The 16178-nt window shown below is 71.9% G+C and carries 11 protein-coding genes; 10 read left to right on the forward strand and 1 reads right to left on the reverse strand.

From position 1 onward, the window contains the following. Positions 1-13 precede the first annotated feature (13 nt). A complete protein-coding gene (locus tag AB0M80_RS21215; RefSeq protein ID WP_364567286.1) occupies positions 14-400 on the reverse strand; it encodes an alpha/beta hydrolase fold domain-containing protein in 387 nt (128 codons plus the stop codon). Between the two features lie 117 nt (positions 401-517). On the opposite strand from AB0M80_RS21215, the gene AB0M80_RS21220 reads away from it, so the two are divergent. The 10 genes from AB0M80_RS21220 (at position 518) to AB0M80_RS21265 (ending at position 16156) form a co-directional block, all read left to right on the forward strand. Continuing rightward, positions 518-1171, forward strand: coding sequence for an alpha/beta hydrolase (locus AB0M80_RS21220; RefSeq protein ID WP_364567638.1), 654 nt, complete (start codon positions 518-520; stop codon positions 1169-1171). A 233-nt stretch (positions 1172-1404) separates the two neighbouring features. After that, on the forward strand, positions 1405-1908 hold the full coding sequence (locus AB0M80_RS21225; RefSeq protein WP_364567289.1) for a helix-turn-helix domain-containing protein: 504 nt from the start codon (positions 1405-1407) through the stop codon (positions 1906-1908). A gap of 128 nt (positions 1909-2036) precedes the next feature. Further along, positions 2037-2843, forward strand: a complete 807-nt coding sequence (locus tag AB0M80_RS21230; RefSeq protein ID WP_364567291.1) for an SDR family oxidoreductase — start codon at positions 2037-2039, stop codon at positions 2841-2843. A 50-nt stretch (positions 2844-2893) separates the two neighbouring features. Beyond that, the gene (locus tag AB0M80_RS21235) at positions 2894-3250 is read left to right on the forward strand and encodes a nuclear transport factor 2 family protein (RefSeq protein ID WP_364567294.1); all 357 of its coding nucleotides are present in this window, start codon (positions 2894-2896) and stop codon (positions 3248-3250) included. Positions 3251-3800: 550 nt separating this feature from the next. Next, positions 3801-6683, forward strand: a complete 2883-nt coding sequence (locus tag AB0M80_RS21240; protein WP_364567297.1) for a hypothetical protein — start codon at positions 3801-3803, stop codon at positions 6681-6683. After that, on the forward strand, positions 6676-10170 hold the full coding sequence (locus tag AB0M80_RS21245; protein ID WP_364567300.1) for a hypothetical protein: 3495 nt from the start codon (positions 6676-6678) through the stop codon (positions 10168-10170). The genes AB0M80_RS21240 and AB0M80_RS21245 overlap by 8 nt, the downstream gene beginning before the upstream one ends. Beyond that, complete coding sequence (locus AB0M80_RS21250) at positions 10167-12296, forward strand: PQQ-binding-like beta-propeller repeat protein (protein WP_364567303.1); 2130 nt, start codon at positions 10167-10169, stop codon at positions 12294-12296. The genes AB0M80_RS21245 and AB0M80_RS21250 overlap by 4 nt, the downstream gene beginning before the upstream one ends. Before the next feature lie 193 nt (positions 12297-12489). Further along, entirely contained in the window at positions 12490-14631 is a 2142-nt protein-coding gene (locus tag AB0M80_RS21255; RefSeq protein ID WP_364567306.1) for a PQQ-binding-like beta-propeller repeat protein, read from the forward strand. Between the two features lie 44 nt (positions 14632-14675). After that, complete coding sequence (locus tag AB0M80_RS21260) at positions 14676-15899, forward strand: neprosin family prolyl endopeptidase (protein ID WP_364567308.1); 1224 nt, start codon at positions 14676-14678, stop codon at positions 15897-15899. After that, complete coding sequence (locus tag AB0M80_RS21265; protein ID WP_364567311.1) at positions 15899-16156, forward strand: hypothetical protein; 258 nt, start codon at positions 15899-15901, stop codon at positions 16154-16156. The genes AB0M80_RS21260 and AB0M80_RS21265 overlap by 1 nt, the downstream gene beginning before the upstream one ends. Positions 16157-16178 lie beyond the last annotated feature (22 nt).

Below are 16178 nucleotides of genomic sequence, written 5' to 3' on the forward strand. Positions count from 1 at the left end.
CGCGTGCGTCCGTTCAGCCGCCGTTGAGTGCTTTGTCCAGTGCGGTGGTCCGGGCCTCGACGAAGGCCTGGGAGAGGCCGGTTTTCGGCTCCATGGAGTCGAAGTTGTGGTAGGCGCCGGGCACTACGTGAAGGGTGCAGTCGACGCCGGCCTGCTGCAGCCGCCGGGCGTAGGTGACGTCCTCGTCGTGGAACAGGTCGTTGGTGCCGACGCCGATCCAGGCGGGCGGCAGGCCGGAGAGGTCGTCGTAGCGGGCAGGCGCGGCCAGCGGGGGCACGTTGCCGTCCGCGGTGGCGGAGCCGAGGTAGGCGCGCCAGCCGAACCGGTTGCTCTTCTGGCTCCATATGCGCAGTCGCCGCGGGTCGATGTCGGTGCGGGTGGTGGTCCGGTCGTCCAGCATCGGGTAGGACAGCAGCTGCAGGACCGGGCGGATCTCGCCGCGGGAAGCTCATCTCGATCTCCGGCCCACCGGACCCCGCCTTCGCCCGGGAGCTCGGCAAGCCGTGGTTCCTGCGACATCACCTTCGACAACCGGGGAGTCGGTGCCTCACAAGGCAAGACACCGCGCTCGGTGGCGATGGCACGCGACGCCGCCGCCTTTATCCGGGCACTGGGCCACCACCGGGTCGACCTCCTCGGATTCTCACTCGGCGGTTTCGTCGCCCAGGTGATCGCCGAAGAGGAACCGCGACTGGTCCGCAAGCTGATCCTCGCGGGCACCGGCCCGGCCGGCGGCGAAGGCATCGACAGGGTCACTCCGATCACCCTGCTCGACACCCTGAAAGCCGCGTTGACCTTCAAAGACCCGAAAGAATATCTCTTCTTCACCCGCACGGCCAACGGAAAGGACGCGGCCCGGCAGTTCGTGAACCGGCTGAAGGAGCGCACGGAAAATCGCGACAAAGCGATTTCCGTCACCGCATTTCGCAACCAGCTCAAAGCCATCCACACCTGGGGACGCCAGAAGCCATCCGACCTCAGCGTCATCCACCATCCGGTCATCGTCACCAACGGCGACCACGACAGGCTGGTGCCCAGTAGCAACTCCGCCGACCTGGCCCGGCGCCTGCCCAACGCCCAGCTCACGCTCTACCCCGATGCCGGACACGGCGGCATCTTCCAATATCACGACAAGTTCGTCAACGAGGCCGTCAATTTCCTTGACTCGTGAAGTCTTGTAGTGGTGTCGGCGCGGGGGAGTGAGGCGGGTACGGACCGCTCGTCGTGATCGGAGCTGTACGTACATTGCCTGGCGGCGATGATGATCGCGGAACCCGATCACCGCCCGGCAAGGATCTCCCTTGGACTGTATAACGTCCTATACGACACGTGAAATGTAGCCGATCAGCTCCTGCTAACCTAGAAGTGACTGAGCTTGCCGATCGACAGCGAGGAGTGCAACGCGTGGCGGCCAAGATTCGCCTGCGGGATCGCGAGTGCCCGCTGTCCACCGCACTGGGCTACGTCGGCGAGTGGTGGACGCTGCTGATCCTGCACGACTGCTTCGACGGGTACACCCGCTTCGACCAGTTCCAGGCGAGCCTCAAGATCTCCAGCAGCATGCTCACCAGCAGGCTCAAAACCCTGGTCGCCAACGGGCTGCTGGAGAAGAAGCCCTACCAGTCGAACCCCGTTCGTCACGAATACCACCTCACGGAGCTCGGCCGGTCCCTGCGCCCGGTGATCGTGGCGCTCGCCGCGTGGGGGAACTCCCGGCTCGATCCGGCCGACCGAAGCATGATCCTCGTGGACTCCGAGACCGGTGTCGAAGCCGAGCCCGTCCTCGTCGACGCGAAGACCGGGCGGCGGGTGGACGGCGAAGAGTTCGTCTTCGCCGCCGGCCCCGCGGCCAGCGCCGCCTTCCGCGACCGGTACGCCGACGTCGGCGTCGCGCCCGTCGAGTCGTAAGAGAACCGCCGGCAGGGGTCGATCCCGCTCTTCGATCTGACGGCCCCGACAGGCGTGTCGCCAGCTGGTCACGCACCCTCACACGCTGCCGGGTGCGTTCGTCAGCAGTCACTGCTAATCTAGCAGTCATGACTTCTAAAACAGAACTTACTGACGGTCGCGCCCCCTTCGCCATCGACACGAAATGCGCGGTCGTCACCGGAGGCACCCGGGGGGCGGGCGCCGCGGTCGCGGATCGGCTGCGCGCCGACGGCATGGCGGTCACCGTGGTCGCCCGCGGTCAGGGCGCGGCCGGCCGGACGGACGACCGCTTCATCGCGGCCGACCTGACCGATCCGCACGCGGCGGGTGAGATCGCTCGAGCCGTCTTGGCCGAGGGCGTCCCGGACGTTCTCGTGCACGTCGCCGGGGGATCCAGCGCCCCCGCGGGCGGGTTCGCCGTCCTCGGGGACGACGAGTGGGCACGCGAGCTCGACCTCAACCTGCTCTCGGCGGTCCGGCTCGACCGTGCCATCGTCCCCGCCATGATCGAGGCCGGTCGCGGCACGATCGTGCACGTCTCGTCGATCCAGGCGCGAATGCCGCTGTGGGACGGCACGCTCGCGTACGCCGCCGCCAAGGCGGCGCTCCGCACGTACAGCAAGGGGCTCGCGAACCAGCTCGCCCCGCACGGCATCCGGGTCAACACCGTCTCGCCGGGCGGTATCCGGACCGAGGCCGCCGACCAGCTCGTGCACCGCCTCACCGAACGGTTCGACGGCGACACCGACGCCGCCTGGGGCTCCCTGCTGGCCGCGCTCGGCGGCGTTCCCCTCGGCCGGTTCGCCACCCCGGCCGAGATCGCCGACACCGTCGCGTTCCTCGTTTCCGACCAGGCGGCCAGCATCCTCGGGGCCGACCTCGTCGTCGACGGCGGCACCATCCGGACGCTCTGACCCGGCACACCCATTCGCGTTCAACCCGTTACGAGAAGCGGAGAAGCTCCATGAACGGCACTTTCACCGACTACGACGCCGACCGGTTGCCCCGGGTGGTCCTGTCCTATTTGGACGCCCGCGATCGCAAGGACCACGCCGAGGCGGCCGGCACGTTCGCGCCGGACGCGACCGTGCTCGACGACGGCCACACTTACGAGGGCATCGACACCATTCGCGCGTGGATCCGGAACGCCTCGAGCGAGTACACCTTCACCAGCACCCGGCTCGGCCAGCAGATCACCGACGAGGAGACCGTCACCGTCCGGATCCGCCTGGACGGCGATTTCCCCGGCGGCACAGTCGTCCTGCGCCACCAGTTCCAACTCGGCGACGACGCGATCCGACGTCTCACCATCGCGATCTGATTCACCGAGGGTGGCCTGTTCGGCGAGCAGATCAGGCCGGCCATGAATAGGGCTCGGTCCCACCGGGATCGGGCAGCGCATGGAGGTACGCGGCCGCGCTCGATCCGGTAAGCACCGCACAGGACCTCGAACGCCGCGGGCCCCTCAGCCGCGGGAGCAACCCCATGAGCTGATGGGCTTGCGCAGTGCGGCTCTTACTCCGCACAGGTGAACCCGCTGCTCCGAACAGGTGGTCCAGCGGTGAGCTGCGTCACGGCGATCGACCCCATCGCGACGTTCACGTCGACACCACGATCAAGCGTTCGCGACCGGATCTGCAGTGCACCCCAGGGCGGGTAGTCATGAAGCTGCTTGTTGGCGAAGTGGTATTCGGAAAACGGTCTCGCCGCCTGCTGACACGCGAATGCGATCGGCTCGCGATGCGAAACACGGCAGCGGGGACGGCAGGGGCAGACCGATCGGCGATATCTGCCGGGTCGGCGAGGCAGTTCGATCCGCTGATGGCTTTCCGCGCCCAACCACGAACAACGGGGGACCGAGGTGTGCCGCCGTGGCCGATGTTCTGCTGATCCGGCCCGACGATCATCTCGTTCTGGGCGTGCGGTGGCGGGACTTCGCCGTCTCCGGCAGCGGCCCGGCGGCGCGCCTCACCGCGCAGGCACCGGCCAGGCTCATCCTGCTGCTGCCCCCGCAGCACGTGGGCGAGGAGAGCTCCCCGCCCGGCTCGGTCGGCCCGCTTCAGCCCGCGGGCGCAGGTCAGACCGTGCCGACCTGGCGTGGGGTGCTGTCCGGGCCCACGCGCCTGGCCTTCGACTTTCCGGCCGGCACGCAGATCCCGTTGACGGTCGAGGGCGTGCTGGCGGCGGTGCTGAACCGGCCGCTCGTCACCTCGACCGGCGTGCCCGCCGAGGACCAGAGCGCGATCGAGCTGCCCTGGCGGCTGGTCATCGCACCGCGCGGACGTTCGACCGCCGAGGCGGTGCCCGTGCACGTCACGCGGCCGACGCCGGTCGACGGTGGCGGACTGTGGCGGACCCGGCTGATCGACCCGGCCGCGGCCGCGCCGTTGCTGGACGCCGACCTGACGCTACGGGTCGTCGACCAGCCGACCGCCGGTGCCGCGGACCCCGTCTTCACGGCCGGGAACACGATCCCGCTCGCCGGCGGGGATCGGCTGCGGTTGTTCACCGAGACGGCGAACCAGCCCGCCCGGCTGCGCCGCCTGGAGCTGAGCGCGATCGGCGGCTCGATCGACGCGACCGCGACGTGGCCGAACTTCGCGTGGGAGCACCGCGCCACGCTGGGCCGCGACATGCACGTGCGCACCCTGGCCAAGGGGGTGCTGTACCCGCTGGGCCACCGTGCCGAGTACCTGAAGGTCAGCGAGCGCATCTACGACCCGACCGCGGGCGGCGCGGCGGTTCTGCGCACCATGTTCGTGATCACGGTCGTCGAGCCGGTTCGCCACGCCCCGGGGGCAGGCCCGGTCGCGCGGGGTTGTCCGCTCGGCGACATCGAGATCACCACCACGGTTTTCACCGACCTGGTCGAGCCGCAGCGGCAGTTCACCACGCTCCCGGTCGTGGGCTCGATGGGCACCCACTTCTGGCCCACGACCCGATCCGGGGCGAAGGTGCGGTTCCCCATCGCCTGCACCGTGAGCACCGGTGTGGTGCGGATGGACCTGCCGCTGCTGTTCGTCTTCGACCTGCGGCCCACGGTCGACTCGCTGGCCAGCCCGGTGCTGGCCCAGCGGCTGGCCGACGACTACGGCGAGGCCGCGGTGTCGATCGCCCCGAGCAACATCGACCTCACCCCGGGCGCGGCCGCCTCGCCGCTCGCGCCCGGAGTCCCGCCGGCGCTGCCCGCACCCGGCTCCATCCACGAAGTGCGCGCGCTGAAGCTTGCGGGTGCCCGGATCGCCGACGGCCTCGACCTCGCCGACGGCTACCGCTCCAAGCTCACAGAGCTGGAGATCGGGTTGCCCGCCCTGCGCGCGCTGCGCGGCGACGACGCCCGGACGACGGTGGCCTTCACCAGGAAGTACCTCCAGAACGCCGCCGAGGACGTGGTGCTGGAGATGCCGCAGGCGAACGCGGTCCCCATCGACTTCTCCAAGGCGGCCGACCGCTCGGGCGGGCTGCTCGCCCCGAGCTATCTGACGAACGCGATCTCCCGCACCACCGGTCCGATCGACCGGTTCGCCCTGCCCGATCCGGCGACCGGGTTCATCGACCCCGCCCGGCTGTTCCCGAGCGACTCCGCCACGCTGCTCGGGTTCCCGTTGAAGACGCTGCTGACCCAGCTCAAGCTGCCACCGGAGATCACGTTCACCCCGCGGCCGGGCGCTGCGCCCGAGGTCCGCATGCGGTGGACCGGGGTGAAGCTCACCTCCGCGGGTCCGTTCCGGGCCACCCCCACCACCGCACTGGACCTGACGATCACGACCGCGCAGGGCGCGCCTGACATCACCTGCGTGGTCCGCAACTTCACGCTGGAGCTGCCGCCGGGGTCGAAGGCGGTGCTGCAGCTGTCGTTCGCAACGATGACGTTCACCCAGCGCGACGGGGCGTCGCCACGCCTGGAGGTCACCGGGGTCGAGTTCGACTTCCTGGGCGACCTGACGCTGGTGAAGAAGCTGGCCACCTCGATCGACCTGGGGACGGCCGGCAAGCTCATCGACGTCCGCCCCTCCGGGCTGACGGTGCGTTACGCGCTGCCCATTCCGTCGGTCTCCACCGGTGCCTTCTCCATCCGGAACATGGCGTTCACCGCCGGCATCGAGGTGCCGTTCGACGGCCGTCCCGTCGCGGTGCGGATCGGCTTCGCCAGCCGGAACAGCCCGTTCCAGCTGGGCGTGCTGATGTTCGGGGGCGGCGGCTACCTGGAGCTGGAACTCGACCGCAGCGGGATCAGGCGTTTCGAGGCGGCCCTGGAGTTCGGCGCCTTCGTGGCCGTCGACTTCCTCATCGCGCACGGCGAGGTGCACGCGCTCGGCGGCGTCCGGTTCGTCCTGGAGAGCAGCGGTGCCGTTACCGTCGCCGGATACCTGCGGATCGGCGGCAGTGTCTCGGTGCTGGGCCTGGTGTCGGTGTCGATCGAGCTCTGCCTGACGCTGACCTACACCTCTGCCCGCAACGCCCTCGTCGGGCGAGCCACCCTGGTGATCGAGATCGACCTGACCCTCTGGTCGGAGTCGGTCGAGCTCGACTCCGGGGAGTGGGTCATCGCGGGTGAGCCCGCCCACGAGTCGCCGGCCCTGGCAGCGGCGAACGCTGCGCCCGAGGACGACCGGATGGACCGGTGGCTGGCCTATCGCGCCGCCTTCGCCAACGAGAGCGCCGGCGGCGTCGCACCCACCGCGGCGGCCACCGACGAGGCCCCGGAGCGCACGTCCTACGTGCGGCCCCACACCGGAGAGCGCCATGAGTGAGCTGCTGTGGGTGGCTGTACCCAGCGGGTTGATCGCCGACCCCGCCGGCGAGCCACCGACGAAGGCCGCGATCCGGGTCCTCGTCGTTCCCCGTCTCACCGGGGTCGACATCAGTGAGGACGGGCTGGGGGACTGGCCGACCCGGCTCACCGAGGAGGCCGGTTTCACGCTCTTCACCTCGACCTCGCTGGGCGTGCGGAGCGCGGCACACCGCCCCCGGCTGGTGTCGCGCCCGCGGTCGGAGGTCTGGACCGGGTTCTTCGGCGGCGACGCCGGGCTGGTCAACGAGTACCAGGCCCGCACCCAGCCGGAGCCGCGAGTGGCGCGCTCCTACCGCGACGCCCGCGCAGTCGCGAGCTCCTACCGCACCGTTGCCCGGGTGGGTGCGCGGCCGGAGAACGACACCCAGGCGGCAGTGAGGTCCGCGCTCGGGGCCTACGCGGCACCCGAACCGGCGCGACCGCCCGTCGCTGCTGGTGCACCGGTCTTCGCGACCCCCGACTTCCACGCCACCGTGTCCCGCCTGCGGGAGCACCCGACGGTGCTGATGGAGCTGGGGCTGGTGTTCGAGCTGCACGTGGACGTCGCAGACCTCAACGTCGGCGCCGCGGCGGCCGGTCGGCAGCTGTCGATCCGCTGCGACGACCCACCGTCGCTGCAGCAGCTCGTCACCTCGCCGTGGACCCGCTACGAACTGGACCTCACGCCCCCCGACGTCGGCTTCTGGCCGGCCCCGAACCCGGGCTCGGGCGCGGGCATCGGCAAGGGACTGCTGAACCTGGCCGGCGCGGTGTCGGTGACCTCGCCCGTCGCCCCGCCGGAGGCCGCCGACTGGGCGATCGCGACCTTCGACGTCGACGGCGCCGTCGGGAACCTGCGGCAGTACGCCCGCGACGCCGCCGCCGACCCGCGGGCGCGGGTGACGATGCCGCCGGTGCGGTCGATCGGCCTGGCGCTGCTGCGACCCGAGCGGGGCACCGAGCTCGCCGCGCGGGTTCACTCGGCGACCAGCCGGGCGCGCGCGGTAATGGCCGACACGGTGTTCGGGGCGGAGGATCTGGTCCTCGGCTACCGCGTCGATGTCCGCCGCGGCAGCAACCCCTGGCACTCGCTCTGCGAACGCGAGGTCACCTACGCGGTGAACGATCTGCCGATCGGCCGACCCGACACCGCCGACGGCCGGATCCGCGAGGAGGGCCACGTCAAGGCCTTCACGGCGACGAAGGACGCGGCGGGCGACCTGCACACCGACGAGGTGGTGCTGCGCTGGGACGGCTGGAACCTGGCTGTGCCGACGCCGAACCTGCGCGGTGACACCGCCGGACCTGTGACCACCTCGAACGAGGCCATCCCCTACCGCTTCGACTGGAACTTCCGGGCCCGGCCCGGCCGGCTGCCCGCGTTGCGGTTCGCCGATCTCTACCGGATGCGGGTGCGGATCGCGGACATCACCGGTGGCGGAATGGAACTCGGCGACCTCAGCGGCAACCAGGGCGCCGCCGAGATCATCTACCGGCGGCACGACCCCGTTCCGCCACCACAGCTGCAGGCCACCACCGGGTACGCGACCGGTGCGGCCATCGACCGGCTGGTGATCCGCAGCGACCGGGACCTGACCCCGGAGCAACTGCACGCGGCCGACCCCGACTACCCGCTGGTGGAGACCCGGATCCTGGAGCCACCCACCGCTTCCCTGCAGTTGGTGGAGCAGCACCGGCGGCTCGACGGCCTCACCGACGAACGGTCCTTCGCGCTGGCGCAGCGCGCCATCCGCGCCGACGCCACCGGCGCCGAACTCGCCGATCCCGCCGCGGAGGGCGTCGCCGCGCTGATCCGCGTGGTGCCGGGCCGGCTCGCCGAGGAGATCAGCGACGTCGAGCGGTGGACGCCCGACTGGCCGGACCCCGGCCTGAAGAAGATCGAGCTGAGGCCCCAGCCCGACCAGCCGGATCCGGTCAACATCCGCTGGTCGGCCGGCACGCTCAAGGTCACCCTGAGCCGCGCCCAACAGGCCACCGTCGAGCTGTCCTCGACGATCCCCGGTGACGTGTCGAGCCACCTCGCCATCACCGATCACTTCAATCCCGCGGTCCCGGCGGAGCAGACCCTGGCCGGACGCAACCCCGTCGTCACCCCACCGCGGCTGGTGCACGTGGTGCACGCGGTGCGCCGCCCGCTCGCCGACCCCGTGTGGAACCTGCCGCTGCCCTTGGACCGGGCCCCAGGCGACACCACGGTCGTGCTCAACCCCACGTTTACCGCGGTGGCGTCCGGGCCGGGCCTCCACACCCCGAGCACCGGACGGCTCGCGGTCTCGGCGACGTGGACCGAGGTCGAGGACGTCGGCGCACAGGCCTCGATCGGGACGCGCCGGGTGACCGTCGAACGGCTGCACAGCCAGGCCGTGGACCCGGTCGGGCTGCCCACCGTGGCGGTGCGGCACGAGTTCGGCGACACCAGGCACCGCGTGGTCAGCTACTCGCTGGAGGCGACCAGCCGGTTCCGCGAGTACTTCAAGCAGACCGACCCCGACGCGCTGTTCCGGGCCCGGATGCCCCAGCCGCCGGTCGCCGTGCTCTCGTCGGTGCGGCCCGTCGAGCCGGTGGTGGTGGGCACTGTGCCCGCCTTCGGCTGGCAGCGCAGCCAGCCCACCGCTGACCGGATCGAGCACGTCCGAGGCGCCCAGCGGGTGCGGGTCGAGGTGGCCCGACCGTGGTTCCGCACCGGCGCGGGTGAACAACTTGCCGTCGTCCTGGCACCGAGCGACGCGAGCGCGGCCGCGGCGAGCGAGTTCGTCTCGCGCATCGGCCGCGACCCCCTGTTCGCGACCCCGGCCACGCCACCCCGGCCGCTGCCGGCGTGGTTCGCCGGTGCCGCGGCCGCGCGCCAGGTGCCGCTGCCCGAACTCGGCGCGCCCGTCACCGTCATCCCCTGTGACGTCGTGCCCGCGGGGGATCGCTGGTACGTCGACATCGGGCTGACCGTTCCGGCGGCGGCCGCGTCGTACAACCCGTTCCTCGAGCTGGCCGTCGTGCGCTACCAGCCCAACAGCATCTCCGGACTGGAACTGTCCCGTGTCGTCCGCACCGACCGGGTGCCGCTGCTGCCCGACCGCCGGGTCGTCCTCACCCGCGCCGGCAGCCGCGTCGACGTCACCGTCGAGGGCGTCTCGCCCACCCCGCTCAACCGGCTGGAGGTGGTCCTGGAGTCCTGCGGCGCCGGCGTCGACCCCGAGACCTTGGACGTCACCGTCGACGACCCGGCGGCACAACCACAGGTGGCGGCGTGGCGACCGGTCACCACCGTCGTGCGCGGCGCGACGGGCACCATCCCGCCGCTGACGCTCGTGGCCACCCCGGGACGGCTGCGGGTGCGGATCCGGGAGACCGAGCGGCTCGGCGATCCGGACACGGTGGCGTCGCCGGACCTGCGGCGCCGCAGCGTCTTCGTCGACACGATCGTGCTGCCGGCAGCGTGGCGGCCGTGACGGACACCTGGCGGCCACGGGTCTCGCTCCCGCAGCCCTATCCCGTCACCTCGGTGGTGTGCGCGCCGTCCGGGGAGCGGATCGTGGTGACCACCGGCTTCGCGAGCTACTACCACTCGCTCGGGACGATAACGGTCCTCGACGCCGCCGGCACCGTGCTGCGCCGCACCGACCAGGAGTGGGAGGTGCGCTTCGCGGGGCTGAGCCCGGCCGGCACCCTGCTCGGCGTCATGGAGGGCCGCATCGACGAGGTGACCGGGGTGACCTCGGTGCGGTTGCGCGCCCTCGACGTCGAGTCGGGCGCCGAACGCTGGCGGTGCGACGGTCTGCCCGCCGCCACCGCGATGGCGTTCAGCCCCGACGGGACCTCCCTGGCCGCGATCGGCTGGACCGACCGCGACGTGTCGCTGCCGTATACGACCCCTTACCGGGTGTGGGCTTTCGACGCCGCCGACGGCCGACGCCGGTGGGTGGTCCCCATCGAGATCGACGAGGAGGGGCGCCGCGCGATGACGCTCGCCTGGAGCCCCGATTCGGCATCGATCGCGGTCGGCGACAGCCGCGGCATCACCGTGCACGATCATCTCGACGGCGCCGTCCGCAGACGGCTTCCGACACCCGCGCAGCCGATCCGCATCAGCTTCACCTCGGACGGCGCGCGCATCGTCGCGAGCTGCTACGACAGCACGCTGTCCGCGATCGATGCCACCACGGGGGCCACGACGTGGCGCCGGCAGCTCCGCGACCGATCGGCCACGATGGCGATCAGCGACGACGGCCGCTGGCTGGGCTGCGTCATCCCCGCGACGTCACCCGCCCCGGCGACCCTCGACGTGTACGACATGGACCAGGGCACCCCGCGATTCGTCGGGGCGCCGGCGCCGTCGCGCGGCAACCGCATCCAGTTCAGCTCGACGTTGCGCCACATCGCGGTGTCCGGCCGGATCGGCGACGTCTCCGTGCACGACGCGCGCACCGGCCGCCGCGTCGACGCGATCGTGCGGACGGGGGTCACCGAGATCGCGTTCTCCCCGGACGGTCGCCGGGTGGTGGCCGGGGGGCACATCCAGGCCACGGAGAGCCATCCGGACATCCTGCCGACCGGGTTCGTCGAGATGTACGACGCCACCGTGGAGGTCGCGACCCACCACGTCGCCGCGACGCCGACCGCGGTCGCCACGTCCCCCCGTGGCACGCCGCTGGTCGCCGTCGCCGACAACGGCAGCGCGTTGACCGTCCTGCTCGCCACCACCGGGCAGCGGCTGCTGAACCGGCCGGTTCCGGGCACGATCGCGGCCATCGCGTTCGCGCAGGGCGGCGAGTCGATCGCGGTCGGCGGCAGCGCCGGAGTGCGGTCGTTCGCCGTGGTCGGCGACCGGACGTGGAAGGCCGACGGCATCGGCGAGGTGAACGATCTCGCCGTCGGCTCCGGGGAGTGGATCGCCGTCGCGGCCGGGCGGACGGCCCGCCTGCTGGCCGGCGCCGACGGCCGCGAGCACTGGGCGGGCCCGAACACCCATCCCCAGTCCGTGCTGCGGATCGCGGCCAGTGGCGACGGCCGGTGGATCGCCACGGGCTGCGCCGACCGCGGCACCCGCGTCCTCGACGCCGCCACCGGCACGGAGACGGCCCGGGTCGGGGCCGACGGGCGGATCCGGGCGGTGGAGTTCCAGCCCGGCCACACCCTGCTGGCCACCGGCAACGAGGACGGCACGGTCACCCTCCTGGACGCCGCGACCGGGGCGCAGCGCCGGGTCCGGCACGGTGTCGGCTGCACGCGGCTCGCGTTCGGCCCCACGCTGCTGGCCGTGGCCTGGGACGACAACACCGTCACGATCCACAACCTCACGGGTGCGGGTGATCCCCCGGCGATCCGGCAGATCACCTGCCCGGCCCCGGTGTCGGCGCTCGCGTTCCACCCGGCGGTGGACGCGCTGGCGGTGGCCACCGCGTCCACCCGGGTCGCCGTGCACGACCTCCGCACCGGCATCGAGCTGGCCAGGTACTTGGCGCCGCGGCCCGTGCGGGACGTCGCTTTCAGCTCCGACGGTGCCCTGCTCGCCACGGCGGACCTCGCGGGCGACGTCCGCGTCTGGGCGAGCGAGCTCGCGCTCGGCGGTGCCTGATGGCCGGAGCTCGTCCCCTCCGACCGCGATCGGGCGCCGAGATCAGCCGGTTCCGGCGCCCGGGACCCGTGCGCGACGCCGCCTTCAGCGCCGACGGCGCACTGCTCGCCACCCCGGGCGAGGACGGAATCACCTGTATCAGGTCGAGCCCGTCGCTGCTCTACCCAGCGTGAGAGTGAGAGAGGACCTGCTCGTGAGCGCTTCCGCCGCCCTGCGCAGATTGTGGCGCGCCGGCATCCAGGGCAACGCCCCGTTCCCCGCGGTGGCGTTCGCGCCGTCGGGCGAGTGGATCGTGGCGGGCACCCAGACCGGCACGGGGACCGGACACTCCCTCGGCCAGCTCACAGTGCTCGACCGGCACTCCGGCACCGTCCTGCGCCAGATCGGCGACGACTGGCAGATCGTCGACGTCGCGGTCAGCCCGGACAGCAGGTGGCTCGCCACCTCGGAGTTCCACAACCACCCCGGCGGGCCGGACGGGCCGCGGGTGCGTGTCCTCGACGCCGAGACCTTCGCGCCGCGCTGCCAGTTCACCGGCACGCTGGACGACCGCAGCTCACAACTGCTGGGCTTCACCCCCGACGGCGGCTCGGTCGTCGCGCAGCTGGTGGCGTTCGGGTCGCCAAGCGCGCGAGCCTACCGCTTCGACGTCGCCACCGGGCGCGAGCTGTGGCGGCGCGAGCTGCGGTTGATCAACCAGATGGCGTTCTCCGGGGACGCCCGGACGGTCGCGGTCGCCTTCGCCGACGGCATCGCGATCCTCGACACCGACAGCGGCGCGGTGGTGCGACAGCTCGGCTCGCTCCCGGAGATCCGGCGCATCGCCCACAGCCCGGACAACCGGCGGATCGTCGGCGGCGCCGCCGACGGCACGCTGCACGCCTTCGATGCCGCGAGCGGCGCACCGCTGTGGACGGTGCAGCGCATCACCGAGCACGACGAGAGCGTCGTGCGGGTGGCGATCAGCGCCGATTCCCGCTGGGTGGCCGCGCACCGGACGGTGAGCATTCCGGACGCCCACGGCGTGCCGGGGATGCTCACCGTCCACGACCTCGACCGCGGAACGTTGCGCTTCCCCCCGGTCGAGCTCGGCTTCTTCGGCGATCTGGCGTACTCGCCGACGCTGCGACACGTCGCCGTGAACCTGCCGCTGGGCTGGCCGGCACCACCCGCACCCGCCAACGGCATCAGCGTGATCGACGCGCGGACCGGCCGCCCCCACGTCGTCTCGGCGAACGGCGCCGGCCTGCTCGCGTTCAGCCCGGACGGCACCACTCTCGCTACGGGCGGGGAGCCCTTCATCGACCTCTACGACGTCGGCATCGAGGTCTCCCGCCTGGAGATCACGGCGGATCCGGCGGCACTGGCCATGTCCGATGGCGGGACACCGGTGGTCGCCGTGGCCGACGACACCCCCGCGGTCACCGTGTTCGCCGCCCGCACGGGGGTCACCCTGGCGAAGCAGCCGATCCCCGGAGCCGTCACCGGCGTCGCGTTCGCCGACGGCGGGCAGGCCGTCGCCGTGAGCAGCACGACCGGCGTGCGGCTGTTCTCGATCATCGGCGACCGGTTCTGGACCGTCGAGGCCCTCGGCCCGGTCAACGCGCTCGCCGCCGTCGGGCCCGCCGGTGCGTCGCTCGCGGTCGCTGCCGGAAAGAGTGTTCGCCTGCTGAACAGCGCCGACGGGACGGGTCGCTGGACGGCGCCGAGCGCCCATCCGCAGACGGTCACGCGCGTCGCCGCGAACGCGGACGGCACCCGCATCGCCACTGCGTGTGCCGACCACAGGACGCGTGTGCTCGACGCCGCCATCGGCGCGGAGCTGTTCGCCGTGGCCGGTGACGGCGCCGTACGCGCGCTCGCCTTCGCGCCGACCACGACGCTGCTGGCCACCGGCAACGACGACGGCACGGTGATCGTCATCGACGCCGTGGCGGGCGTCGAGCGCGGCCGGACCCGCCGGTTGTTCGGCGTGTCCCGCCTGGCGTTCAGCGTCGACGCGACGCTGCTCGCCGTCGCGTGGGACGACAACACCGTCGCCGTCCTGGACCTCACCGCGGCCGGGGAACCGCCCGCAGTGCGTGTGATCGACTGCGGCGCACCGATCTCCCTGCTCGCCGTCAACCCGGCCGACCGCAGCGTCGCCGTCGTCACCTCCGGCTCGAGCACCGTCACCGTTCACGACACGGCGAGCGGCCTCGAACTCGCGCGCGTGCTGCACCCCCGGCCGGTGCGGGCCATGGCCTTCAGCCGCGACGGCACGCTGCTCGCGACCGCCTCCGACGACCACGTCGTCCGCATCACCACCAGTGGCCTGCCGCCGGCAACGCCATGACACCCCCCCCCCATTCCGCACAGTTCCCGACGAAGGAGCAGTCCATGGACATCGGCAAGATCGAACGCAACCCGGACGCCCCCCAGGCGATCCCCGCTGTGCGCTCGGGTCGCGACCTCGACCGCGAGGCGGCCGAGCGGCTCGATGAGATCCACCAGTGGTTCACCGACCAGTACACGCGCCGCGACGTGGTGGCCCGCACCACGACCGCCGCGGGTCAGGAGCTGGACTGGGTGCCCGCTGAGTCGCAGACCGACGGACCGCTCGCCGAGCCGCCGGACCCGCCGCTGGACTACCCCCAGGACCCCGACCGCCCGACCCGCCTGATGCCGCTCGCCGACGACCCGGAGCAGCAAGGGCCGCCGGGCACCGTGCCGCTGCTGCGCAAGCCCCTCGACCGGATCCAGCCGGCCGGTGACCTGGGCGATTACCTGTCCAAGGGTCCGTACAAGCGGCGCCTCACCGCGCCCGACGATCCGGGGTTCGCCGTCCCCGCTGCGGCAGTCCCGGCCCACAAGTACGCGCTCGCCGTCCAGTACGCCACGAACTTCGGCACCGAGGGCTTCATCAACACCTGGCGGCCGTACGTGCAGTGGTCCAACGAGTTCTCACTCGGGCAGCTCTGGGTCTCCGCCGGCACCGGTGTGGGCACCAACCTGCAGACCGTCGAGGTCGGTGCCCAGACCTACAAGGACATCTACGGCGACTGGGGCCCGCACCTGTTCATCTTCTACACGACGAACAACTACACGGCCTCCGGCAACAACCTCGGCGGCTACAACCGCGACGTCGACGGCTGGGTGCAGGTGGCGACAACGGTGTTCCCCGGAATGAACCTGGCGGAGAGCATCGCCGGTGGCGACCAGTACGACCTCGGCATCAAGGTCTCGCTGTTCGCCGGCAACTGGTGGGTGCGCATCGGCAACGAGTGGATGGGCTACTACCCGGCCGGCCTGTTCAGCACCGCCGGCCTGCGCAACCAGGCGGGCCGGGTGGACTGGGGCGGAGAGATCGTCGACGACATCGCCTTCCACCCCGAGCCGACCTCGACGTGGATGGGCAGCGGCGCGTTCCCCGCGGCCGGGTGGCAGCGCGCCGCCTACATGCGCAACCTCATGTACCAGACGGATGCGGCCGGCACGATGACCAATTACCAGGGCTTCGCGTCGGCCACGAACCCGAACGCCTACCAGATCGCGGCCGACTTCAGCGGGACCTCGACCTGGGGCTCGAACTTCTTCTGGGGCGGCCCCGGAGGAGTTGCGTGATGGAGCGCGACGATCGCCCGGCGGTGATCCCCTCACCCGTCGACCCGGACGTCGAGTGCGTCCGCGATGACAGACCGCCGGGCGAACGCCCGCAGCCACCCGGCCCGACGTCCGCCCCGCCGGACGAGGCCACCCGGCTGTGCCCCGACGGGTACACGCCGCGCCGGCGCAGCCGCGGCGTGTACCAGCTCGACGGCAAGCGCGTCGTGCGCGACACGCCGCCGCAACCCCACCCCGATTCCGACCACGAGCAGTGATGGGGGCAGCCAATCGACACGC

Source organism: Amycolatopsis sp. NPDC051045 (genome assembly GCF_040682955.1).
Taxonomy (GTDB): domain Bacteria; phylum Actinomycetota; class Actinomycetes; order Mycobacteriales; family Pseudonocardiaceae; genus Amycolatopsis.